The 22,870-nt window shown below is 41.8% G+C and carries 29 protein-coding genes; 21 read left to right on the forward strand and 8 right to left on the reverse strand.

What is annotated here, in order from left to right; all coding sequences use genetic code 11:
* Positions 1–270 precede the first annotated feature (270 nt).
* On the forward strand, positions 271–624 hold the full coding sequence (locus FTU01_RS14275) for a hypothetical protein (RefSeq protein ID WP_034705429.1): 354 nt from the start codon (positions 271–273) through the stop codon (positions 622–624).
* Positions 625–677: 53 nt separating this feature from the next.
* Here the strand turns inward: FTU01_RS14275 and FTU01_RS14280 are convergent, their stop codons facing one another.
* A complete protein-coding gene (locus FTU01_RS14280; RefSeq protein WP_179993352.1) occupies positions 678–1,115 on the reverse strand; it encodes a GNAT family N-acetyltransferase in 438 nt (145 codons plus the stop codon).
* Positions 1,109–2,329, reverse strand: a complete 1,221-nt coding sequence (locus tag FTU01_RS14285) for an SAM-dependent methyltransferase (protein ID WP_180139741.1) — start codon at positions 2,327–2,329, stop codon at positions 1,109–1,111. The genes FTU01_RS14280 and FTU01_RS14285 overlap by 7 nt, the downstream gene beginning before the upstream one ends.
* A gap of 102 nt (positions 2,330–2,431) precedes the next feature.
* On the opposite strand from FTU01_RS14285, the gene FTU01_RS14290 reads away from it, so the two are divergent.
* The 3 genes from FTU01_RS14290 (at position 2,432) to FTU01_RS14300 (ending at position 5,094) form a co-directional block, all read left to right on the forward strand.
* Positions 2,432–3,076 (forward strand): hemolysin III family protein, encoded by a 645-nt coding sequence (locus FTU01_RS14290; RefSeq protein WP_034704133.1) that lies wholly within the window; start codon positions 2,432–2,434, stop codon positions 3,074–3,076.
* A 142-nt stretch (positions 3,077–3,218) separates the two neighbouring features.
* The gene (locus FTU01_RS14295; protein ID WP_180003873.1) at positions 3,219–4,535 is read left to right on the forward strand and encodes an MFS transporter; all 1,317 of its coding nucleotides are present in this window, start codon (positions 3,219–3,221) and stop codon (positions 4,533–4,535) included.
* Positions 4,536–4,680: 145 nt separating this feature from the next.
* Positions 4,681–5,094: a hypothetical protein gene (locus tag FTU01_RS14300; protein WP_180012195.1), complete on the forward strand. Its 414-nt coding sequence runs from the start codon at positions 4,681–4,683 to the stop codon at positions 5,092–5,094.
* A 24-nt stretch (positions 5,095–5,118) separates the two neighbouring features.
* Here the strand turns inward: FTU01_RS14300 and FTU01_RS14305 are convergent, their stop codons facing one another.
* A complete protein-coding gene (locus tag FTU01_RS14305; RefSeq protein ID WP_179993349.1) occupies positions 5,119–6,129 on the reverse strand; it encodes a metallophosphoesterase in 1,011 nt (336 codons plus the stop codon).
* Between the two features lie 101 nt (positions 6,130–6,230).
* On the opposite strand from FTU01_RS14305, the gene FTU01_RS14310 reads away from it, so the two are divergent.
* The gene (locus tag FTU01_RS14310; protein ID WP_171521878.1) at positions 6,231–7,865 is read left to right on the forward strand and encodes a phospholipase D family protein; all 1,635 of its coding nucleotides are present in this window, start codon (positions 6,231–6,233) and stop codon (positions 7,863–7,865) included.
* A gap of 35 nt (positions 7,866–7,900) precedes the next feature.
* On the opposite strand, the gene FTU01_RS14315 is transcribed toward FTU01_RS14310, so the two are convergent.
* A complete protein-coding gene (locus FTU01_RS14315) occupies positions 7,901–8,710 on the reverse strand; it encodes a 1-acyl-sn-glycerol-3-phosphate acyltransferase (RefSeq protein WP_180018591.1) in 810 nt (269 codons plus the stop codon).
* Positions 8,711–8,899: 189 nt separating this feature from the next.
* On the opposite strand from FTU01_RS14315, the gene FTU01_RS15620 reads away from it, so the two are divergent.
* From FTU01_RS15620 to FTU01_RS14345, 7 genes are all read left to right on the forward strand, one after another.
* Positions 8,900–9,031 (forward strand): hypothetical protein, encoded by a 132-nt coding sequence (locus FTU01_RS15620; RefSeq protein WP_004785224.1) that lies wholly within the window; start codon positions 8,900–8,902, stop codon positions 9,029–9,031.
* 76 nt (positions 9,032–9,107) lie between these two features.
* Complete coding sequence (gene hflX, locus FTU01_RS14320) at positions 9,108–10,448, forward strand: ribosome rescue GTPase HflX (protein ID WP_180139744.1); 1,341 nt, start codon at positions 9,108–9,110, stop codon at positions 10,446–10,448.
* Between the two features lie 34 nt (positions 10,449–10,482).
* Complete coding sequence (locus FTU01_RS14325; RefSeq protein WP_180139747.1) at positions 10,483–10,854, forward strand: hypothetical protein; 372 nt, start codon at positions 10,483–10,485, stop codon at positions 10,852–10,854.
* Positions 10,855–10,863: 9 nt separating this feature from the next.
* Positions 10,864–11,538 (forward strand): LrgB family protein, encoded by a 675-nt coding sequence (locus FTU01_RS14330; RefSeq protein WP_166139224.1) that lies wholly within the window; start codon positions 10,864–10,866, stop codon positions 11,536–11,538.
* Positions 11,539–11,625: 87 nt separating this feature from the next.
* A complete protein-coding gene (locus FTU01_RS14335) occupies positions 11,626–12,072 on the forward strand; it encodes a DUF2147 domain-containing protein (protein ID WP_159123659.1) in 447 nt (148 codons plus the stop codon).
* A gap of 397 nt (positions 12,073–12,469) precedes the next feature.
* On the forward strand, positions 12,470–12,919 hold the full coding sequence (locus FTU01_RS14340) for a DUF2147 domain-containing protein (protein ID WP_004785238.1): 450 nt from the start codon (positions 12,470–12,472) through the stop codon (positions 12,917–12,919).
* Positions 12,920–13,060: 141 nt separating this feature from the next.
* Positions 13,061–13,507: a DUF2147 domain-containing protein gene (locus FTU01_RS14345; protein ID WP_179993345.1), complete on the forward strand. Its 447-nt coding sequence runs from the start codon at positions 13,061–13,063 to the stop codon at positions 13,505–13,507.
* A gap of 56 nt (positions 13,508–13,563) precedes the next feature.
* Here the strand turns inward: FTU01_RS14345 and FTU01_RS14350 are convergent, their stop codons facing one another.
* The 4 genes from FTU01_RS14350 to FTU01_RS14365 all read right to left on the reverse strand — a co-directional run bounded on the left by FTU01_RS14350 (position 13,564) and on the right by FTU01_RS14365 (position 16,710).
* Complete coding sequence (locus tag FTU01_RS14350) at positions 13,564–14,409, reverse strand: symmetrical bis(5'-nucleosyl)-tetraphosphatase (protein ID WP_180139750.1); 846 nt, start codon at positions 14,407–14,409, stop codon at positions 13,564–13,566.
* A gap of 5 nt (positions 14,410–14,414) precedes the next feature.
* Positions 14,415–15,227: a 16S rRNA (adenine(1518)-N(6)/adenine(1519)-N(6))-dimethyltransferase RsmA gene (gene rsmA / locus FTU01_RS14355; RefSeq protein ID WP_034704111.1), complete on the reverse strand. Its 813-nt coding sequence runs from the start codon at positions 15,225–15,227 to the stop codon at positions 14,415–14,417.
* Between the two features lie 30 nt (positions 15,228–15,257).
* A complete protein-coding gene (pdxA, locus tag FTU01_RS14360; RefSeq protein ID WP_180139753.1) occupies positions 15,258–16,226 on the reverse strand; it encodes a 4-hydroxythreonine-4-phosphate dehydrogenase PdxA in 969 nt (322 codons plus the stop codon).
* A 151-nt stretch (positions 16,227–16,377) separates the two neighbouring features.
* Positions 16,378–16,710: a hypothetical protein gene (locus FTU01_RS14365; RefSeq protein WP_159123655.1), complete on the reverse strand. Its 333-nt coding sequence runs from the start codon at positions 16,708–16,710 to the stop codon at positions 16,378–16,380.
* 222 nt (positions 16,711–16,932) lie between these two features.
* On the opposite strand from FTU01_RS14365, the gene rplM reads away from it, so the two are divergent.
* The 9 genes from rplM (at position 16,933) to FTU01_RS14410 (ending at position 22,678) form a co-directional block, all read left to right on the forward strand.
* Positions 16,933–17,361 carry a 50S ribosomal protein L13 gene (gene rplM / locus FTU01_RS14370; RefSeq protein WP_004785249.1) on the forward strand — a complete coding sequence of 143 codons (429 nt, stop codon included), beginning with the start codon at positions 16,933–16,935 and terminating at the stop codon, positions 17,359–17,361.
* Positions 17,362–17,373: 12 nt separating this feature from the next.
* Positions 17,374–17,760, forward strand: a complete 387-nt coding sequence (gene rpsI, locus FTU01_RS14375) for a 30S ribosomal protein S9 (RefSeq protein WP_004785251.1) — start codon at positions 17,374–17,376, stop codon at positions 17,758–17,760.
* Positions 17,761–18,095: 335 nt separating this feature from the next.
* Positions 18,096–18,764 carry a glutathione S-transferase N-terminal domain-containing protein gene (locus tag FTU01_RS14380; protein ID WP_180053026.1) on the forward strand — a complete coding sequence of 223 codons (669 nt, stop codon included), beginning with the start codon at positions 18,096–18,098 and terminating at the stop codon, positions 18,762–18,764.
* A complete protein-coding gene (locus FTU01_RS14385; protein ID WP_034704105.1) occupies positions 18,757–19,185 on the forward strand; it encodes a ClpXP protease specificity-enhancing factor in 429 nt (142 codons plus the stop codon). Before FTU01_RS14380 ends, FTU01_RS14385 begins: the two co-directional genes overlap by 8 nt.
* An 18-nt stretch (positions 19,186–19,203) precedes the next feature.
* Positions 19,204–19,851: a hypothetical protein gene (locus FTU01_RS14390; protein ID WP_159123653.1), complete on the forward strand. Its 648-nt coding sequence runs from the start codon at positions 19,204–19,206 to the stop codon at positions 19,849–19,851.
* 454 nt (positions 19,852–20,305) lie between these two features.
* Positions 20,306–20,632: a roadblock/LC7 domain-containing protein gene (locus FTU01_RS14395; RefSeq protein WP_373686388.1), complete on the forward strand. Its 327-nt coding sequence runs from the start codon at positions 20,306–20,308 to the stop codon at positions 20,630–20,632.
* Between the two features lie 87 nt (positions 20,633–20,719).
* Complete coding sequence (locus tag FTU01_RS14400) at positions 20,720–21,697, forward strand: hypothetical protein (RefSeq protein ID WP_004785263.1); 978 nt, start codon at positions 20,720–20,722, stop codon at positions 21,695–21,697.
* A 14-nt stretch (positions 21,698–21,711) separates the two neighbouring features.
* Positions 21,712–22,254 carry an ATP/GTP-binding protein gene (locus FTU01_RS14405; protein WP_180139756.1) on the forward strand — a complete coding sequence of 181 codons (543 nt, stop codon included), beginning with the start codon at positions 21,712–21,714 and terminating at the stop codon, positions 22,252–22,254.
* 10 nt (positions 22,255–22,264) lie between these two features.
* On the forward strand, positions 22,265–22,678 hold the full coding sequence (locus FTU01_RS14410; RefSeq protein WP_180139759.1) for a roadblock/LC7 domain-containing protein: 414 nt from the start codon (positions 22,265–22,267) through the stop codon (positions 22,676–22,678).
* The last annotated feature ends 192 nt before the right edge of the window (positions 22,679–22,870 follow it).

Here is a 22,870-nt window from a genome sequence, read left to right on the forward strand (position 1 = left end):
TAATTCAAGTGAATTTGTTTGAAACCTGAAGAACTTTAAAAGCTTTATTTTCACCCGATAAAATACCCATAAAACAAGAGGAAGCTCATTTGAGCTTCCTCTTGTGAAAAATTGTGGGACAGCAATGGAGCTTAGCTCCTCTTTTTTTATTTCAACGCCATAGAATTTCTAAGTTTGATATTCTCTCTAAATGACACATTTTGATCTGCTTTCCAGGCAATTTATGTTATAAAGTTACATGAGTTAGACATCCACGATGGGTACATGCATATGACTGATCACAGTTCACCTGAAAAATCACCTTGGGGTTGGAAAGCACTGATTATCTTCTGTATTTTAGGTGGATTATTCATGTTGTTTTTCTGGCTTGCGGTCAGTAATGAACCAGACTACATGCCAAGCCAGCAAAAGAAAGAAAATACCCAGCAGCATGCATTTAAGAATGCACCTGCGATGTCTCCAGAAGCTTTAGCCAAAGCACAGGCTGACCGTGAAGCTCGTCAGGCGACCTCTTCATCTCATCAGACTCATGAGACGAGCGTGGAAGAGCACAATATGTCTGCTGAAGAACATGCACAGATGGACAATGCTAGCCATGACGAAAATACCACTCATGGCCACTAAGCAGTTCCAAGATCAAATTTAAAAAAGCGAGGTTTTCCTCGCTTTTTTATTTTTTAGTCTTTTAAGCTGAGATACATATCTATATGTGGAATGCCACAATCCAGATATTCTTCACCCTGCACGTCAAAACCCAAGTTCTGATAAAAGCCAATCGCATGTACCTGTGAAGAAAGCTTTAGGAATTCACGTTGCTCTGTCTTGGCCTGATCAATCACAGCCTGCATGATATTTTGGCCGATACCCGTACCACGTGCCGACTGCAACACAGCTACACGACCAATACTGTGATTTTTTAATAAGCGTGCAGTTGCAACGGGTTGATCCTGTAAATAAGCCACAAAATGCGTAGAGATTGCATCCTCAGCATCCCATTCATCTTCGGGAGCAATTTGCTGTTCCTGAATAAAAACGGCTTCACGTATCACTCTGGCATCTTGGGCTAACTCATCCCAGCTGCCTGACACGATCTTAAGATTGTGATTGTCTAGCATTTAGAACCAATTCCCTGCTGATCCCACTGGTTATTCAATAACAATTCCAGTGAATGTTTTTGAATTCCATACATCTCTTTTAATGCCTGAATCTGGGCGAGAACAGCCTGATCGGGCTGTCCATAATCCTTCCGTTTGGTCGCCAGAATCATTTTATTTTTACTGGTGTGTTCTAGGGCCACAAATTCAAAGACCTTGGTTTCATACCCATACGCCTTAAGCAATAAGGCACGAATGGTATCCGTCAGCATTTCGGCTTGCTGCCCAGCATGAATGCCAAACTGCAACATTGGCGACAGCACTTTCGGACTCTGTAATTGCGGTCTTAACTCTTTATGACAGCATGGAGCACACATGATGATTTGTGCATTCAGGCGAATACCGCTATGGATCGCAAAATCGGTCGCCACATCACACGCATGCAGAGCGATCATTACATCCAGACGTTCCGGTTCATAGGTACGCACATCACCCTGGAAGAAATCCAGCTGGCTAAAACCGGATTGCTGTGCAACATTCTGACAGAACTCGACCATTTTGGGATTCAGCTCTACGCCGGTGACATACGGCGTCTGACCATGTTTTTGCATATAATCATATAGCGCACAGGTTAAATATCCCTTACCTGAACCGAAATCGACGATACGTAATCCTTGTTCCTGCGGCTGGATTTGAGCCAGTGCGCCTGAGAAAATCTCGACAAATTTATTAATCTGTTTCCACTTACGCGCCATGCTCGGAATGATCTGGCCTTGCTGATCGGTGATTCCTAAATGCTGTAGGAATACACTGTCCTGATCGACATAACGCTGTTTAACCCGGTCATGGCCCTGCTCGGCTTTTGTCTTTGTAGAGGCAGGTTTAGCTTTACTTCGTGTCAGCATGGCCTTTTTCTTGTTTTTCTTCAGCTGCAATTCTTCCTGATCGGTGAACAGGTTAGCTTGCTTGCAACAGGCCAATAATTCCGTTACTTGAGTCAAGGCTTCATTCAAAGGATAGTTTTTGGTGACATCCTGAGTCTTGTATCGATAGACACAGCTCAAAACCTTCTGTTCATTGAGCGAAATGACTCTAAAGGTCATTTTCTCCAATTGTTCAAGTTCACCTTTATACTGACTTAAGATCAGACGATCAAAATGATCAGTTTCAAAGGCTTGCTGAAAAGCCTCCAAGAATTGTTGTTCCTGAACCGAGAGAGAAGTCGATGTCGACATAAGAAAAACCTGATATGAATTGCTGCTCAAGTTTAATTGTTCTTAACTTAAAAGCAAAATTAAATTATTATACAAGTGTATATTTAAACAAGAATGACAATCATGCAGAATGCTCCCCTAGTTCCAGATTATGATCACAATGAGGAACGGATTAATTATATTAGTCATGGCCTTGGTGCTGCGCTGGCTTTGATTGCCGGTATTTTATTGATTATTAAAGGCTCTTATTTGAGTACAGGACAATGGATTGGCCTTTGGGTCTATGCTTTCAGCATGATTCTGCTGTTTTCCGCTTCTATGCTCTACCATATGTCTACCGCTGCAGACCGACGCTATTTTTACAAAAAAGTTGATCATACGGCAATTTACTACCTGATTGCAGGTACCTATACCCCCTTCCTGTCGATTGCGATTCCAACGGCCAAAGCCCAGTATTTACTGATTGCCTTATGGGTGATTGCTGTACTGGGAACACTATTCAAGTTCATTTTCATCAACCGTTTCCAGAAACTTTCTTTGGTCGCTTATCTGGTCATGGGATGGTTGGCACTACTGGTTATGGACGATATGCAGCAGTACTTAAGTGCTCAATCTTTAACCTTTCTGATCATTGGTGGCTTAGCATACACTGTAGGTGCATTGTTTTACGCTTTGAAAAGAGTAAGATATACCCACGCTATCTGGCACATTTTTGTATTGATAGGCGCAGGATCACATTTTCTGTCTATCTATCTTTACGTGATTTAATCATCTCATTTCTCCATTTCAGTGACCCTGAGCGAGTTGAAACGAGAAGATTGCAGTTGTTTTTTTAAAAAATTACGCCTTTTTTAAAAAGATTACGCTTTTAAAACTAAGTTTTTTATTTTTAGTAAGTGTAAGGTTATTCATGGCGTCTTCAGATTCTATCGCTGTAACAGAAACTACAGCAACCAATTCAAAATTTCGTGTTTTAACAGCAAGTTTAGTGGGCACTACAATCGAGTTCTTCGATTTCTATATTTATGCCACAGCTGCCGTTATTATTTTCCCTTATCTGTTCTTCCCTACAAGTACAGATCCTATGACTGCGACTATTCAGTCGCTGGCAACCTTTGCGATTGCCTTTATTGCCCGTCCAATCGGCGCTGCACTTTTTGGTCATCTGGGAGACCGGATCGGACGTAAAGCGACACTGGTCGCGGCCTTGTTGACCATGGGTCTTTCTACCGTTGCCATTGGTTTATTGCCAACTTATGCACAAATCGGTATTGCTGCGCCACTATTGCTGGCCCTTTGCCGTTTAGGCCAAGGTCTTGGTTTGGGTGGTGAATGGTCAGGTGCGGTTCTACTGGCAACTGAAAATGCGCCAGAAGGCAAACGTGCCTGGTATGGTATGTTCCCGCAACTTGGTGCACCAATTGGCTTCATTCTGGCAACAGGTTCATTCTTGACGCTTGGCGCATTCATGTCTGAAGCAGAGTTCATGCAATGGGGCTGGCGTATTCCATTTATCTCTAGTGCGCTACTGGTGATTATGGGTTTATGGATTCGCTTGAAATTGCATGAAACCCCTGCATTCCAGAACGTGTTGAAAAAGCAGAAAGAAGTGAATGTACCCTTCTTCGAAGTATTCAAAAAGCATTCTAAAATGCTGGTATTGGGTACCATCGCTGCGATCTGTACATTCGTGGTGTTCTACCTGACGACTGTATTCGCATTGCAATGGGGTACTAAACAGCTCGGCTATACACGTGAAGAATTCCTTCAATTGCAATTAGTTGCAACTTTGTGCTTTGCTGCATTTATTCCACTTTCAGCAGTTCTTGCAGAAAAATTCGGTCGTAAGACAACTTCAATCGCGGTATGTGTGGTCTCTGCTATTTTCGGTATCTTCTTTGCCGATATGCTTGAATCAGGCAGTACGCTGGTTGTGTTCTTCTTTTTATGTATTGGCCTAGCGATCATGGGTCTGACTTATGGTCCGATTGGTACCGTATTGTCTGAAATCTTCCCTACTTCAGTACGTTATACCGGTTCTGCCCTGACCTTTAACCTGGCAGGTATTTTTGGTGCATCTTTTGCGCCACTGATTGCAACCAAACTGGCAACAACGTATGGCTTGTCTGCAGTAGGTTATTACCTCACAGCAGCCTCTATCCTGTCATTACTTGCATTCTTGCTGATCCGTGAAACTAAAAATGATGATGTAAACAATCAGATCTAAGGATCTTGACAGATTAAGTCATCTCGATCAAAGCCAGCAGTTCATGCTGGCTTTTTTTTTATGATTTCACAACAAAAACTTGCTACTTCTTTGCTGATATTTCGGGAACAATCAAATAAATAAAGCCAGAGAATGAGACAGAGTGATGCAGGATCTTATTGAGCAACTTACTCAAGAACAGCTGGTAGATATTGTGATTCTGCTAGAGGATGATAAAAAACTGGACGCCATTCGCTATATCCGGACGCATACAGCTTTAGATGAATCACAGGCGATACAGGTCATTGATGAAATTGTCAGAGAGCATGATCTGGCGCTTAATCGAGACAATAAAGGCAATATCGGCCCACGCTTTACTGATGATGCTGATGAAAATATTCCGGTGGTAACTACATCTTTGGAAGTTCCAGATCATCCCAACCTTAGCATCGCTAAAGATACTGAGGTGGCTGCACAGCAAGTCGGCAAACGTGTGCCCGGCCGTGAGATTGAAAAGAAAATCTGGATCACCGCAGCCGTTATTTTACTGATTATTATTGTGCTCTGGCTACTGCTTTAACAGCAGCGAATGAATCAGTTTTTTTTAGACCAATTCGATAATATCAATGGTTGGTGGTACGCGAAAACGAAATGGTACCCCTACCATGCCCGTTCCCACGGTCACAAATACATCTGCATGCTCATGCCGGTACAAGCCTTTTTTATGGCCCAGAATGGAAACCTTTTTCATCACATAATCCGTCAGCCAGGGTAACTCGACCTGCCCACCATGCGTATGTCCAGAAAGCATCAATGGTCGTGTTGGCAATTTCGGCACCATATCCACGGTATCTGGATTATGCGACAGAATCACCCAAGGCTTGTCTTGAGGCAGATCCGGCATTGCGCGCATATCGGTTTTTCCAGCCCACAAATCCCCTACCCCGAGCAGACGAAATTCATCAAACTCGACAATCTGCCCTTCAATGTCCATAACCTGATTCACTTCCAGCGCATAACGAAGCAATTCCTGAATCGGAGGGCCAGGATACTGTTCATCATGATTCCCTGTCACCGAATATACCGGCGCATGAATTTCTTTTAAGACCGCCAGCTCCTGTGCCAGTTTATTTTCCGGTTCATAAGTCCAGTCTCCTGCGACCACTACCAAGTCAGGTTTCAGATGATTCAACTTATGTACAATCTGTCTTAACTGGCGTTCATGTCCGGAAAACAGGCCAATATGTAAATCTGCAATCAGGGCAATCCGTACCGGTTTTTTAAGTTTCTGCTGAGGATTGATTTGATAAGGCGTGGTTTTAACCCGAATCAAATGCGGCTCGATAAAACGTGCATAACTGAGTACGGCACTAATCACAAAAATAAAAATAGACTCATGAATCGAATAGTAGCCCATCCATCCTGCATAAATACTGAAGAACACCAACGGAATCAGTAAATAGGCCAGATAGAAAGCCAGCAGGTGACAAAACGCTTTAAAGGGATGAATGGTTTCTGTACGAGACTGACTCGACCAGGCCTGATACACTGCCCAAACGGCAAGAATGGCCATGCCTAGATAAAAATAAAAAAGTACGGAACTGGTATCCCACATAGATTTGCCTTGTCGAGTCGAGGAGCTGATTAGTGGCTTTATATTTATCTTTTCATAGCTGGCAATTATACTCAATCCAAATTTTTCAGTCTTTGATGTTTATGGTAAATGCTCCCCACGCTTCCGCTCATTCAAAACCCTCTGGCTTATCAAAAGCTTACCGCTATAAAGCTGGCATTTTACTGAGCTGCAGCCTGGTACTCGGCATTCCTGCTTGCAGTACGCTGCCTCCGCAAACTGAACAGCCTAGCCGGATGGCATTTGAAACGGATACCTCGCAAACCAGTCTGGCCCAGATTGTTGAACCTTTACGTCGGCAGAATATTGGCCTGACCGGTTATCACGTGTTACCAGATCCGCTCGAAGCACTCGCTGCACGTATCCAGCTGATTAATAAAGCGGAACGCAGTCTGGATCTGCAATATTACATCTGGGATAACGACCGTATTGGTGCACTGGCTCTGCATGCCCTCATTCAGGCAGCAGACCGTGGCGTCAAAGTCCGTTTGTTGATGGATGATAACAATGCCAAGAAAATGGAAGGTATTTATCTGGCACTAGATCAGCACCAGAATATTGAGGTCAAACTGTATAACCCCTACCGTTTCCGTAAATATCGTGCCATGGATATGCTGCTGGATCTAAAACGGATCAACCGCCGCATGCACAACAAAAGCTTCATTGCCGATAACCAGATTGCCCTGATTGGCGGCCGTAATATGAGTAACCAATATTATAACGTCAGTGACAGTTATCAGTTCTCTGATGTAGATGTGATGTTGGTCGGTGCCGCTTCTGATGAAATCATTCATTCTTTTGATGAATACTGGAATGATGATTATGCCTATCCGGTTCGGCAGATTGTTAATCCTCGTCATCATACGCTACGCTACCCGAGCCTGAAACAGCAGCTGGAAGAATATAGCCATGATACTGCAATCCAGAACTACCTGAATCTGGCCAATCGTTCACAGGCTTTCGATAAATGGCTGGAACACAACATTCAACTTGATTGGGTAGAAGCTGAAGTCGTCAAAGATCCACCAAGTAAAATCAAGTCAAAGGCTAAGACTGAAGATCACTTGAACTTCCAGTTATTACAGCATCTGGAAAAACCGGAAGAAAGTGTGGATATCGTGTCGGCCTATTTTGTACCGGAAAAACAGGGTGCAGAACGTCTCAAGAAATTGGCTTCAGAAGATGTCAAAGTTCGAGTACTGACCAATTCTTATAAGGCCAATGACGTGCCGCTGGTCCATGCCTTTTATGCTAAATATCGTCAGGAATTGCTAGAAAATGATGTAAAACTTTACGAGTTTTTGGCCGCGCCAGATGCCGACAACCTGAATGCCAATACTGAAGAGCTGGCACAAAAAGCGAAGGTCAGCTTAAAAGGCCTGAGCCGTTCCAGCCTGCATGCCAAATTGATGGCCATTGACCAGAAACAGGTATTTATTGGTTCTTTTAATTTCGATCCACGCTCAGCTTATTTGAATACTGAAATTGGCGTATTGCTAAATAGTCCTAATCTGGCCCGTGCGGTACACGAAACCATGGACAAGAATTTAAGCAAGTATGCCTATAAGTTGGTTCTGGATGCCAACCAGAACATTAACTGGAAAATCCGCAATGCCAAAGGTGAAACAAAGACCTTTAAAAAAGAGCCAGGAATGAAGTGGTATCAAAAAGCCTCAATAAAATTCCTGTCGATACTCCCGATCGAAGGTTTTATGTAATGAATATCTCTGAGTATTTCTAATAAAAAAGCCTCTTAATGAGGCTTTTTTAATACTTTGGTTTGTAACCTTTGCAAACCTTCTAGCATATTTTCATGTACTAATGCAGTCAGGCTTTCTACTGTATGCCCTTCAGTCGAAATTGCTGGTAAGGCCATCAGATGAGCTGTCACTTTAGGCATTTCCAGAACATTCTGTACATGTTTGGCAAAACTGATGTTCCCAATAAAAGGCGCCACCATATCTAGTTCACCCTGCTGATTCACATAACAGATCAGACAGATTTGTACCGGACGTTGCGCTTCAATCGCTGCACCCAGAATACGTCCATAAATTTTTTTAATTGAGCGTCCATCAGATGTGGTCGCTTCAGGAAAAAACAGGACTGGAATATTCTGTTTCAGGAAGCCGGTAATCTGTTCACGGATTCTGACCGAATCTCCTGAACCACGCTTGATAAATAAGGTGCCACCACCTTTAGCCAGCTTGCCTAGAATTGGCCAATTTTCAATTTCAGCTTTGGCCAGAAAAAACACTCGCGCGCCTGAACCCAAAACGGCGATATCCAGCCAGGACACATGATTGCTCACCCATAATGCCGGCTCACGTGGAATCACGCCATGGACCTGAACCTCAATATTAAATACCTTGCACAACTGGCGACAGAAATACTGCACATATCGGGTATTGTTCGGATTATTCGGATCTTTATACAAACCATGACGGTAAACCAGATAAAACCCCTGGCTGATGGCTGCTAATGCAGAAGTCGTTTTTCTTGTATAAAGAAAGAATTTTGCAAAACCTTGTATCTCAGGTGATTGATTTTGTACAGTCGAGTTCATAAAAAGGTCACTAAATCCTAAACAAGATACAGGGAATATCCACGAATTAAACTCATTTTATACTGTTCATGTCCAACTTGCATTGATAATAAAAAACGACCAAGTACATCTATATTTTCAATTTAAATTCATTGAATGAATTAAATAAAATAAATCAATCGAAATATTAGATTAAAAAGGATGCTCATCATGCAAGATGAAACAGTGAAATCAGCTGAGATGATTCGGCCCTTAAAAGTATTGAGCTATATCTTGGGTGGTACCCTGTTATATACGGCGCTGCTCGTAACACTTGCACAACTGTTTGTCACGGCACTCTAAAACAAAGCCCGCTATTTCAGTATCTGTAAAGTTCATTTTCAACTAAAATGAAGTTTTCAACTGGAGATTGGCCTGAGTGGAATATTTTGAGCAACATCAGGGAAAAGAACGCGTCATACTGGTCAGTGTGAGCGTACAAATGCTGGATGACCTTGATGCTGAAGAGTTTCATCTGTTAGCTCAATCTGCAAATGCCGAAATTCTGGAACATCTCTTTGTTCAACGCTTAAAACCGGATGCCAAATTTTTTGTGGGTTCAGGAAAAGCAGAAGAAATTGCTGAACGGGTCAAAGAATTGGATGCCAATCTGGTCATCTTCGATCATGCGCTGACACCTGCCCAAGCACGTAACCTTGAAAATGTGGTGCATTGCCGGGTGGTTGATCGTACCGAACTCATCCTCGATATTTTTGCACAGCGTGCCCGTACCTATGAAGGGAAACTGCAAGTTGAACTGGCACAATTACAGCATCTGTCTTCACGACTGGTTCGTAGCCGTACCAATCTGGATAGCCAGAAAGGCGGGATCGGTCTGCGTGGTCCGGGTGAAACCCTGCTAGAAACAGATCGCCGTTTATTGCGTATCCGCATGGGACAGCTTAAAACCAAAATAGAAAAAGTCCGTCAAACCCGTATTCAGGGCCGTGTTGCTCGGCAAAAAGCGGCTGTTCCAACCGTGTCTTTAGTAGGTTATACCAATGCGGGAAAATCTACCTTATTCAATATTCTGGCCGATAGCGATGTTTTTGCAGCAGACCAACTATTTGCGACTCTGGATCCAACTTTAAGACGCCTGCAATGGGACGGCGTCGGTAATCTGGTACTGGCAGATACGGTAGGCTTTGTGCGTAATCTTTCGCATTCACTGGTCGAATCTTTTAAAGCAACTCTGGAAGAAACCGTTGAAGCCACCCTGCTTTTGCATGTGATTGATTCCAGCAGTCCGGAAATGCTTGAACAAATTGAAGCCGTTGAAAAGGTGCTCAAGGAAATTGGTGCCGACGTCCCGGTGTTACGGGTTTATAATAAAATCGACTGTAGCGGTGAAGATGCCAAAATCATTTATCGCCAGCCCGGTCAGCCTGAACGGGTCTATGTTTCAGCACATAGTGGTGAAGGTCTGGATCTGTTACGCAAAGCCGTGCATGAAGCATTAATGGGTCAGATTCAGCACTTTGAACTGGTATTGAAACCTGCCTATGGCAAACTGCGCAATCAACTTTATGCGCTGAACGTGATTCAGTCTGAACATTATGATGATGAAGGTCAGTTACATATCGATGTACGGATTGCACCTCCGAAGCTGGAACAGTTGATCAAACAGGCTCATTTACCGATAGAAGAAATTCTGGGATCTCAAGCACTTCAATTCCAGCGTCCACTTGAAGAGTTTGAAATCCAGCGTAAGATCGAGTAAAACTTGATAAGTAAACTTTTAAATGACATCACCAATGAACCGGATAAAACATATTGACTGGCCAGCATGGATCAGCACTCTCCTCTTAATTATTGTATTTCGTGAAGCTTCAGTCTGGCTAATGACCCAGCTGGAACACCCTGAACTGGGCAATCTGGTCGGACTCATCAGCCTGCTAGTCACCTTATTTGCCTGGCGCTATTTTGGCAAAATTCCAGCGCGTCTGGTGGATACTAATAACAAGCTGATGAAAGAAAGTGCCTTCGCTTTTTTACCGATTAGTGCAGGCGCGCTAATTATGTTGATGCATATGGGACAAAAAATTCCGGCCTTTATGCTGGTGTTATGCCTGAGTACTCTGCTCCCTCTTTGGATCTACGCCAAAATGGCAAAACGCTGGTTATAGGAGTCGCACATGTTTTCTGTTCTTTATGGCTTTGCGATTACCTTAATTGCTTATCTGCTTGCCAAACCCTGCAATCGTGTTATTCCGCAAATTCCTGTGATTGTGTTTAGCATGTTCCTGGTGCTGGTGATTTTATTGGTGCTGGGTATTCCTTATGAGCATTATATGGATGAGGTCAATCCACTGTTTAACCATTTGCTTGGTTATGTCACAGTTGCACTGGCGATTCCGCTAGCCGCCATGCGTTATGATGACCTGCCACTGAAAGCTATTGTCGGAATTCTGGTTTTTGCCAGTATCAGTGCGGTCGCCTTACCGATGGGTCTCGCCTATTTACTACATATGTCTTCTGGCGACATCATGGCCTTTGCCACCCGTGCAGTCACGACACCAATTGCAATTAATATTGCGACCTTACTGGAGGCACCTGTTAGTCTGGCCATTCTGATCGTCATTTTGTCTGGCGTAATTGGTGCAGCATTTTCACCATTTATTTTACGACATATCAATGATGAGCGTGCTTCAGGTCTGGCTCTAGGTCTAGCAGCACATGCGATTGGTACAGCTCAAGCCTGGCAGCGTGGCAATGTTGCCGGACGTTATGCTACGTTTGGCATGGCAGTGAATGCCGTTTTTACTGCGATCTGGTTGCCAACTTTTATACTTTATCTGCAAAAAATGTGACTCATCAATCAATATTTAACGTTTGTTTCTGAATGAAACTATTCTTACTATAGGGAAATAAAGAATTTTTCACTCAGGAACAGACCTATGAAAAAGGTTCAATTATTATCCGTTTTAGCCCTGACCTTTTTCAGTCATCTGGCTTTCGCTTCCGATATTTCAGGTACCTGGAGAAGTATTGACGATAAAACAGGATCAGCTAAAGCAATTCTGGAAATTCGTGAAACTTCAAATGGTGTTTATACCGCCAAAATTACCAAGATTACGCCTCGTCCTGGCTACACACCGCGCGAAACCTGTGTTTCCTGCCCTGCACCTTATACCAATAAACCGATTCTTGGTCTGGATGTACTCACCGGCTTAAAGGATGCAGGCAATAATAATTTCTCTCAAGGTAAACTGATTGATCCTTTATCCGGCAATATTTACAACACCAAAGCTAAATTAAGTGCCAATGGCAAACGTCTAATCCTACGTGGTTATGTAGGTGTTTCAGCCTTGGGACGCAGCCAGACTTGGATTAAACAAGATTAATTCATGACTTAGTGCACAGAAGCTTGCATTTTCATGCATTAAGTTGTATCAATATTAGACAGATGCTTTTTTTATACAATATAAAACATGCATATAAATATTAGATTCATTTGCTTTAACAGGCTTAGCATCAAACGGATTTTGATGCGCAATATAAGGAGATAGAATGCAAGACATTACCATGTTAAAGATCTTACTGAATTTCTCTGCTTTTACTGAAAATTCAGTAACAAAGCAATTAACATCGACAGGTTTCTGTCATGGGGAATCAACAGGCTTAAAGCAGATTGACCGAGCGATCTGCAACGCTCATTACTCTAAAATCAACCAAAATTAAAAAACCACACGCTTGTGTTTGGGATAGTTTGTTTCATCTATGAAAAAAGGATAAATATAAATGAATAAATCTAAATTAGGATTAATGCTCATTGCTACATTCATGACTGGGACCATTTATGCACAAGACTTGACCGGGACATGGCAACAAATCGATGATAAGACTGGTTCACCCAAAGCACTGATTGAAATCCGTCAGGACAGCAATGGTACTTATGCCGGCAAAATTGTCAAAGTAACGCCTCGTCCAGGCTATACTCCGCAAAAAACCTGTAATAAATGTCCTGCACCTTATACCAATCAGCCGATCCTGGGGATGGACGTACTGACAGGTTTAAAACAGGTCGGTGATAGCGTGAATTATGAAAAAGGTCGTGTGATTGATCCATTGGCAGGTAAAATTTACGATGCCAAGGTTCGTCTAAGCAGCAACGGCAAACGTTTAACCCTACGTGGTTATGTGGGTGTTTCTGCTTTAGGCCGTAGCCAGACCTGGATTCGCCAGGAATAAGTTCACACTTTTTCTCAAAGCTGCCAAACAGGCAGCTTTTTTTATAAATTTAATTCCATGATTTTTAATTATTTATTGACTATTTGTGCAATCTTCCTAACATGTGCGGGCAATAATGAAAAGTTCTTTGGAATGATGGATATGTTAAAGAAGATACTCCTTGCCACATTGACTACAGGATTCATGATGAACCTGTGGGCTCAAGATATTAGCGGAACCTGGCAACAAATTGATGATAAAACTGGAGCAGCAAAAGCCATCATTGTCATCGAAAAAGAAGCGAATAATACTTACTCAGGCAAGATTGTGAAAATCACGCCACGTCCAGGTTATACACCACGCGAAAAATGTAATAAATGTCCAGCCCCTTATACCGATCAACCGATTTTAGGCATGACTATTCTAAAAGGTCTGAAACACGTTGAAGGCACCAAAAATTATGAAAAAGGTCGTGTCATTGATCCATTGGCAGGTAAAATTTATGATGCCAAGGTTCGTCTAAACAATACCGGCAAGCGTTTAACGCTACGTGCCAGTGTGGGTGTTTCAGTTCTGGGCCGCAACCAGACCTGGATTCGCGCAGACTAATCATCAGCACAATAAAAAAGCCACGTTCAACGTGGCTTTTTTGAGCTTTAAATATTTTAAAATACCGGATTATCGACGGCAAACATTTGCTGGTCTTCCAGTCGATAAGCCATTAGCTGATTGCCCCAGACACAACCACCATCGACATTCTGAATTCGCTCAGAAATGGTTTTACCCTGTAAAGCAGCCCAATGCCCGAATACAATTTGATGGGTTGCGGCAGTTTTCGATTCAAATTCAAACCAGGGCTTAAACCCTTCTGGCATCGGATCATCCAGTGAATCTTTAAAACTGTATTCCAGACGCCCTTCTGCGTCAGTTAAACGCATCCGGGTCAGGTAATTCACGATACAGCGCGTACGATCATGACCTTCTAATTCATCTGACCAGAGTGTAGGCTCTTTCCCAAACATTTCCTTTAAGAAAGCATCCACCACCTCAAAATCATCATGGGCAATAATGGCTTCTACTTCTTTGGCCAATTCAGCCGTCTTGGCTGCATCCCAGATATTGGGAATACCGGCATGGGTCAGTACCGTCTGTTCATTCGGAAACAGACACATCGGCTGTTTACGGATCCAGTCAATTAACTCATCACTGTCGATCGCATCAATCACATCACGGACATTATCCTTGTCTTTAATCGGCTTAATACCGCGTGCATAAGCCAGCAAAGTCAGGTCATGATTACCCAGCACTGTTGCCGCCACGCCATTATCGACAAGCTTTTTAATGAAGCGTAATGCACCCAGCGAGTTTTCCCCTCTAGCCACCAGATCACCAGCAAACCAGACAAAGTCCTGATCAGGATCAAAACGGATTTCTTTCAGCAGTGCCTTCAAGGCTTCAAAACAGCCTTGTACATCACCAATCACATAATTGTATCGAACAGTGCGGGTCATTATTTTTAAGCTACCATTTGATCAGATAAAGCCACAAATTGGGCAAGTGACAGTGTCTCTGGACGTGCCATTGGATCCACACCTGCCTTTTCAAAACCATCTTCAACCAGCATCCCTTTCAGGCTATTACGCAAAGTCTTACGGCGCTGGGTAAATACATGCGATACCAGACGAGCCAAAGCTTTTTCATTTTTTGCCACGATCGGTTTTACATCATATGGCTCCAAACGGAACACCGCAGAAGTCACTTTTGGTGGCGGATTAAAAGAACCTGGCGGCACTTCAAACAGAAAAGTCGGTTTGCAGTAATACTGGATCATCACCGACAAACGACCATATTCTTTGGTGTTCGGTGAAGCTGTAATACGATCGACCACCTCTTTTTGCAGCATGAAATGCATGTCTTTCACTTTGTCACCAAATTCCAGGAGATGGAACAACAGTGGTGTCGAAATGTTATAAGGCAGGTTTCCGACTACACGTAGCGGACGACCTTCTTCAAACAAATTGGTGAAATCGTATTTCAGTGCGTCTGTTTCAATAATGGTTAAACGTTCAGGATGCGGCACACGACCCGGCAAACCAGCGGCCAAGTCACGGTCCAGCTCAAGTACGGTCAAGGCATCACATTCACCAATTAAAGGAGATGTCAAAGCAGCCAGACCCGGACCAATTTCAACAATATTTTCGCCTGCACGCGGATTTACGGAACGCACAATTTTGGCAATGACACGTTGGTCATGTAAGAAGTTTTGACCAAAACGCTTACGCGTGTGATGCCCTTCATCTTTTGGGTTTAAGGCATTAATCTGATACATAGACATTTCCAACGTGTAATAAAGACGAGATCATTGACGCGCTAAATCCAGCGCCAAATCCACAGCCACATGTAAGCTTGAGCTTTTCGCAAGGCCTGTACCTGCGAGGGAGAGTGCTGTGCCGTGATCGACAGAAGTTCGGATAAACGGTAAGCCCAAAGTAATATTGATGGCTTCACCAAAGCCCTGAGATTTTAACACAGGTAAGCCCTGATCGTGATACATCGCCAGAACAGCATCGGCATCTTTCAAGTTTTCAGGAGTAAATAAAGTATCTGCAGGCAAGCTCAGGCTCATATTGATACCTTGAGTACGGTAAGTCTCCAGTACTGGATTGATGACTTCAATCTCTTCCATCCCCAGATAACCGCCCTCACCTGCATGTGGGTTTAAACCACAGACCAGAATATGCGGATGTTCAATTCTAAACTTGGTTTTCAGATCATGAATCAGAATATCAATGATTTGATGCAATCGTTCAGGCGTAATGGCATCAGGTACATCGCGTAAGGCCAAATGGGTAGTCGCTAGCGCTACACGTAAAGTCTTGGTGGCCAGCATCATCACTACACGCGGTACCCCAGCAAATTCCTGGTAATATTCGGTATGACCACTAAAGTGAATACCCGCTTCATTGATAATAGATTTCTGTACTGGTGCTGTAGCCACACCGACACTTTTACCTGACATGGCATAGTCTGCCGAACGACGTAATTGTTCTAATACATAAGCAGCATTGTCAGCATTTAACTGCCCTGCAACAACAGTGCTATTTAAAGGAATGGACTCAATATAAAGCTGTCCAATGGGTGCAGCTTCCGTTTGGTCAACATATTCAACCAATTCAACATTGAGCTTTAACTGTTGCGCACGCTGTTTTATCAAATCACCATCAATTAAAACCACTATTGGTCGTTCAAATTGACGATTGGCTAGACTTAAACAGATATCAGGACCAATTCCTGCTGGTTCACCGCTGGTGATATATAAAGGGAGCATGACATTCATTGATAAGGCCGATGAAAGGCTATTATACACTTGATCAATTCAACTTCTTCACGTGCTGTAATCATATCTGCCCTTGGTGTTCAAGTTACCTAAAAACCAGAGTGATATACTGGAACGCAACCATACAGAAAATTTTAATTGTTTACCCAAAGTAAAGCGTGCATTTTGTATGGGTTTGCATAAAGCTAAGTAAAATACTGAATAAGATAAAGCCCAAAAATATGCCACCATTGATCAACCAATACTTTTTTAATTTTTGTGCAAAATTCGCCAAGTCAGCTGGCGTGATCCAAGATGCGATGAGTATGAGCACAAATGGAACAACCAACGTGACGATGCTAAAAAATACTATGGCAAAAACATAGTCATAATTGCAGTATTTAAGCTCTGCAATAAATAAACTGAGAAACAATAAATTAATCAAGCTGATATATAAAATTAAAAACACCTGTAAAACTGCATTTGAGCGATTCATTTGCCCCCCCTTTTTTTATATTTTTTTATGAATTTCTCGTGCTGTAAATTATAGATTATTTTTTAAACTTTTCTCTAGGTTTTAGCGATATTCTCATGTAAAATATGCCACTTGAAATTTTATATTTCCATTTGTGATTCTTCACGTTTTCGTTTAGAATCGCGTCTCCTTTTGTTTGGACAGCTTCCATAGTCCAAACCAACTATAATAGGTAGTGGTTTAATGAAAACTCTCAGCGCTAAGCCAGCTGAAGTTCAACACGACTGGTACGTTGTTGATGCTTCTGGCAAAACTTTAGGTCGTCTCGCGACTGAAATCGCTCGTCGTTTACGCGGTAAGCATAAAACTTCTTATACTCCTCACGTTGACACTGGTGATTACATCGTTGTTATCAATGCTGAGCAAGTTCAAGTGACTGGTAACAAATCACTTGACAAGAAATACTATCGCCATACTGGTTTCCCTGGTGGTATTCGTGAAACTAATTTTGAAAAATTAGTTGCTCACAAACCAGAAGAAATTTTCCAACGCGCTGTAAAAGGCATGTTGCCAAAAGGTCCTCTTGGTTATGCAATGATCAAAAAAATGAAAGTGTACGCTGGTACTGAGCATCCACATACTGCTCAACAGCCACAAGTTTTGGACATCTAAGGGATACAGCACATGGCTACTAACTATGGTACAGGTCGCCGTAAGACCGCAACTGCACGTGTTTTCCTATCTGCTGGTACTGGTAAACTCGTAATCAACAACCGTTCTTTAGAACAATACTTCGGTCGTGAGACTGCTCGTATGGTTGTTCGTCAACCTCTAGAGCTTCTTGAAGCGACTGAGAAATATGACCTTTACATCACTGTTGCTGGTGGTGGTATCGGTGGTCAAGCAGGCGCTATCCGTCACGGTATTACTCGTGCACTGATCGCTTCTGACGAAACTCTTAAACCTGCTCTTCGTCAAGCTGGTTTCGTTACTCGTGATGCTCGTGAAGTTGAACGTAAGAAACTTGGTTTACGTAAAGCTCGTAAACGTCCTCAATTCTCTAAACGTTAATTCGTTTACCGAATCGGACAAAAAACCCTGGTGTATAACCAGGGTTTTTTTATGGCTTGAAAATGACCACTTAATAATATCTTTATTGTCATTGTTCATGCACATCCTTACCCCATACCCCTTCATGACACCAGAAGGATTTGGTCAGATAATAATTCGCAACACCGATGATAATAAACAGAATTATTAAGCCAAAATTCATGATCATGTTGTTCTGCTCCTTTCATTTTTTTCTCTACTCTACTCTGCCTTAGTCCAATTGGCTTTTTATGCTTCGTGCTTTTTAGGTTGATTTTTAGTATCCTAGTCTATTCATTAGAACTTAATCAGGATTTATGTCAGTCGAAAGCGCGCCACTTCAAGGACTCACCTTATATAGCCATGCCGATGACTTTCGTTCCCATTGGATTCGCTACGTACTTGCCGAAAAGCAGATTAAATATAACCTGATCCTGGTCGATAGTGATGATGAAGATCTGGCCAGCCTCAATCCTTATAACCAGCTGCCCATGCTGATTGAAAATGATTTAAAATTATTCAATACCAGCATCATTTCCGAATATATAGACGATCGTTACCGCCAGAACAAGCTCTATGCAGATGCTCCCATGCCTCGTGCGGAACAGCGACAATATATCTGGCGTTTTGAAAATGACTGGCTCAAACTGGCCGATATTATGCTATGTCATCCGGATACTCTGGATACTGCAGCCAAAGTGAAGGCTCAAAAACAGTTGCATGATATCCTGATTTCATTAACGCCCCTGTTCCAGCATTTCCCTTATTTTATGTCGGAACATTTCAGCATCTTGGATTGCATGCTGGCTCCCATTTTCATTCGACTTAAAAGCATGGGAGTAGAATTACCTCGACAACAATGTCGTCCATTTTATTTATATTGCCAGCGAGTTTTTAGCCGTCCTGCATTTGCAAAATCCATGACCTTGCAGGAAAAAAACCGCTACCAAGAGCAAATCAAACCTGTAGAGAAACATCATGTCTGAACAAGAATTCAACTTAAGTCCTACCCGTCCCTATATGGCACGTGCAATCTATGAGTGGATTTGCGATAACAATATGACGCCTTATCTGCTGGTCGATGCTACACGTCCAAACACCATGGTACCCGAGCAGTTTATTAAAGATGGCCAGATTGTCCTGAATATTGTGCCGCATGCAGTTCATGCGCTGAATATGGATAATGAAGCCATCACCTTCTCAGCACGTTTTGGTGGTGTATCACGTGATATCTATGTACCGATGGCAGCAGTCCTCGGGATCTATGCACGTGAAAATGGTCAAGGATTATTCTTTGATCCAAATGAATATGAGCATACACAAAGTGATGAAGATGCTTTAAAATCAAGCACTGAAGAACAGCCTGAACCCGCAAAGAAAAAACCAACCCTAAGGTTATTAGATTAAAAATAATGGAGTAAGTGAATGGCTTTTGATTTAGTACAATATTTTGTTGAACAGATAGAAACTCAAAAGCCTGAGCTTCTACAAGGCTATACAAAAGAAGAAAGACGTAAATATATTTCAGAAATCAATGCTCTCACTTTAGGCAAACTGATTAGCGAATGGCGTAACAATCCGCAAAAAATATATAATGAAATCAAGCATCCAGATAAACTTTATATTCTGGAAATCGCCCGTCACCTGACTACCCGAGTGGAAAACAAGTCAACTTTACCGAAACCCGAGCTGGAGCAGCTCACGTCTGAAATTTTCCATTTTCAGCTGACTGAATTGAAGCAGTTACATGATACTGGCAATCATAATCAGACCAGTATCCAAGAGCTGTTGAAAGGACAAATTGAACATTTGTCTGGGCAGGCAGATGATTGGGTTTGGACAACAAATAACCTAACAGAACTCAAAGGCTCTAAACCAATTCATGAAGAAGAGCTATCATTAGAAGCATCAATGAAGGAGTTTAGCCAAATGGTTCATCAAAATAGCCAGCATCATGATATTGAAGAAGTTGCTGTTGTAGAAACACCAACCTGGGCAAAAATCGTTGAGCCAGTGGTTGCGCTTGCGATTCTTTGGGTATTGATTGAAGCAGTATTACGCGTATTTGCATAACTACTTCAACCTCAAAAATTTAGTTTTACTAAAAGCCAATGAGATATTGGCTTTTTTTATTCTTTAAATTTATCAAGGAATGAAGTGAATCTATTTTTTCAACTGAAATTTTTACCTAATTAGTTCCATAATCCATTCAAAATATTTTGTTACATCTTTTAGATTAAGATGAGATTATAGATCAAAAAATAATCATTATTTCACTTCACATATCATTAAATAAAAAGATAAATGCATCACATAATTAAAAAGTACAAGTTAAAAATTAAAATACAAAGTAAGTCATTAAATTTTATATGGTTTTTACTTCAATTGTAATTTACTCCTCTATTTTTATAATGAATTTGAATGAAAAAGATAATATTCGAACTTCATTAAATACAACTATCGCATCAACTATTTTTATAACAGGGAAATAATTATGGCTAAGGTAACCTAAGATACACTTACAGACATTGATGGTTTCGTTGCTGCAGCATTAGCTGATGGTGAAAGCGGCTTAGCTCTGGCAACTCAAGGTGGTGGCAATATCGATCTTGAACTTGCAGCAGCCGGCAATACAGAAGTGGTTCGCGCAAAACGCCGTGTAGCGAATTCATTAAACCTGAATGACTCGATTGAAGATATTCTGATTACGCTGGGCAAGCAATATCACCTCATTTGCCCACTCGAAAAGAATAACAATGTATTCCTGTATCTTGTACTGGATCGCTCCAAAGCAAACCTGGCTATGGCTCGTCATGAGCTTAAATCTTTTGAACAAGGTTTAGACTTCAGCTAATACACAGTTTTCCCCTTTATTTCATGCAATAAAGGGGATCCTTATGCGCTTCACCCAATAAAATATAAACTTTAATCGAGACTTAAAATGCATAGGCATTATATTCATATTGGAATAGCAGGTTTAAGTATTCACGATGCAGATGAGCTAAAAAAAACTTTACAACACATCACTCCTGACCATTTTATCCTGCAATGGAACACTGCTTCCGATCCTCATCTCGATTGCCTGTTGGTGTATGAATACTTTCTTGAAACAGAAGGTATTCAACGTGTTCTCAAAAACCAAAAATGTCCTTATTTATGCATCTCTAAAAATGATCTATATTCGAACCAGATTATAAATAATACGCTTGCTTTACCCCTGCAAAACACACAAATTCTCAAGCACTGGTTTGAGCAAAATGTTCTTAATTCAGAAATTACCTCAGAAATAGAAGAACCTATATTTTCAAGCCACGTTCAGATCCAGCAATCTTCTGAGCATCCCTATACAATTAACTTTTTTAAAGAGATGCTGCATCCTGAAAAAGGTAAATTACATCTCTATGACCGGCATGGCACCATTGCCATTATTGACTCAGCAAAAAACCTGGCCTGGTTAAACAAAGACCGAGCTGAAACGGGCACAGACTTTTCTTTTCAATATGACTTCGCATCCACTAGTGACCTTTTAAAAGTGACACGTAGAGAAACACAGATTCTACAGGACTGGTTATGGAATTTTTTCTGGAACTCGCCTAGTTTTGCTCAGATCGCGCCTGAAGATGGTCACTACAAAATTCATTACTGGCCAAAGCCGGCTCATCCGCTGCATAAAAAACGTATTTTTCAGATATCTGCCTGTTTTATTCAAGGCGCTAAAATTTCAAAAATTGCTGAACAACATGCAATTCCTTTACTCACGCTTCGACAATTTATCACAGCCAGCATGGCTTCAGGCAATATTGAAAAAATTAATGCTTGGGAAAGTCGCTATCGCACCACTGAGCCAGTTGAAAAAACTGAACAGCAAAATTTCATTAAAAGCTTTTTTGGAAAGCTTCGATTTAAATTTGGATTTTAATAAAGTAAATACTTATGATTTTACAACAATATAAAATCGTTTTTGCGGGCTCCATGGGCGCAGGTAAAACAGCCGCGATACGTTCCTTATCTGATATTCCAGTGTTACTCACTGAGGCACTGAATACTGACGACCGCAGCCATACAAAAATGGAAACCACTGTAGGAATCGATTATGGTGAGATCACATTAGAAGATGGAACCAAAATTGGCCTATATGGGACGCCTGGACAAAGTCGCTTTGACTTTATCTGGCCTGTCATCTGTCAGGGCGCTCTAGGCGCTATTATTCTCATCGATCATACAGTGAATGATCCAATCCAGGAACTGGAAATCTATATCGAAGTATTCCAGGAATATACCAATAATATTGCCATTGGGATTACGCATAGTGATCTTGAAAGCCCTCATTTTACCCAGATTTATAAGGACTGGCTGATCCAGCAGGATCTCTATACTCCCCTCTTTTTTGTAGATGCTCGTCAAGAAGATGACATCTTGCTTCTCTTAGAAGCCCTCATTACTTCAATCGAAGTCAACCATAACCTCATGAGCTAAGGATTAAAGCATGCTCACTATACAAGAAAGACGTCAAGCCCCAGAAGCCCTCGTTCAGCATGCCAAACAGCAAATTCAGGAGATTATTAGCAATGTTCGTGGCGGATATTATGTAATGGTCTGCTCAACAGATGGGTTTGAATTGGCCACAATTCATAAGAAAGATAACTATAACAACAGCAAGCTGGCTGCTGTGAGCAGTTCAATTTTAGCGATGGTTTCTGCATTTACTAAGGAAATTCATCTTACTGGCTGTCAGAGTATTACTTTGGATGCAGAAAATGGTAAAGCTATTTTGACAGCAGTTGCAGCACCGAAGCACCCTCTTATTCTGGTTACTTTGGCTGAAAAAGACATTTTATTGGGTCAGGCATTGTATATGCTAAAGAATGCAACACAGTCTATTATCGCTGCAGATCAATAAATAACTAGATTCACAAAAGGCTTAAATTGAATTTAAGCCTTTTTAGTTTAACTTTATTGAAAATACACGCATAAAAAAAGCCCCCTGCATGAGCAGAGGGCTTTTGGAATAATGAGCTGGCGATGACTTACTCTCACATGGGAGACCCCACACTACCATCAGCGCTAAGAGGTTTCACTTCTGAGTTCGGGA

The organism is Acinetobacter sp. YH12043, from assembly GCF_013419915.1.
Lineage (GTDB): Bacteria > Pseudomonadota > Gammaproteobacteria > Pseudomonadales > Moraxellaceae > Acinetobacter.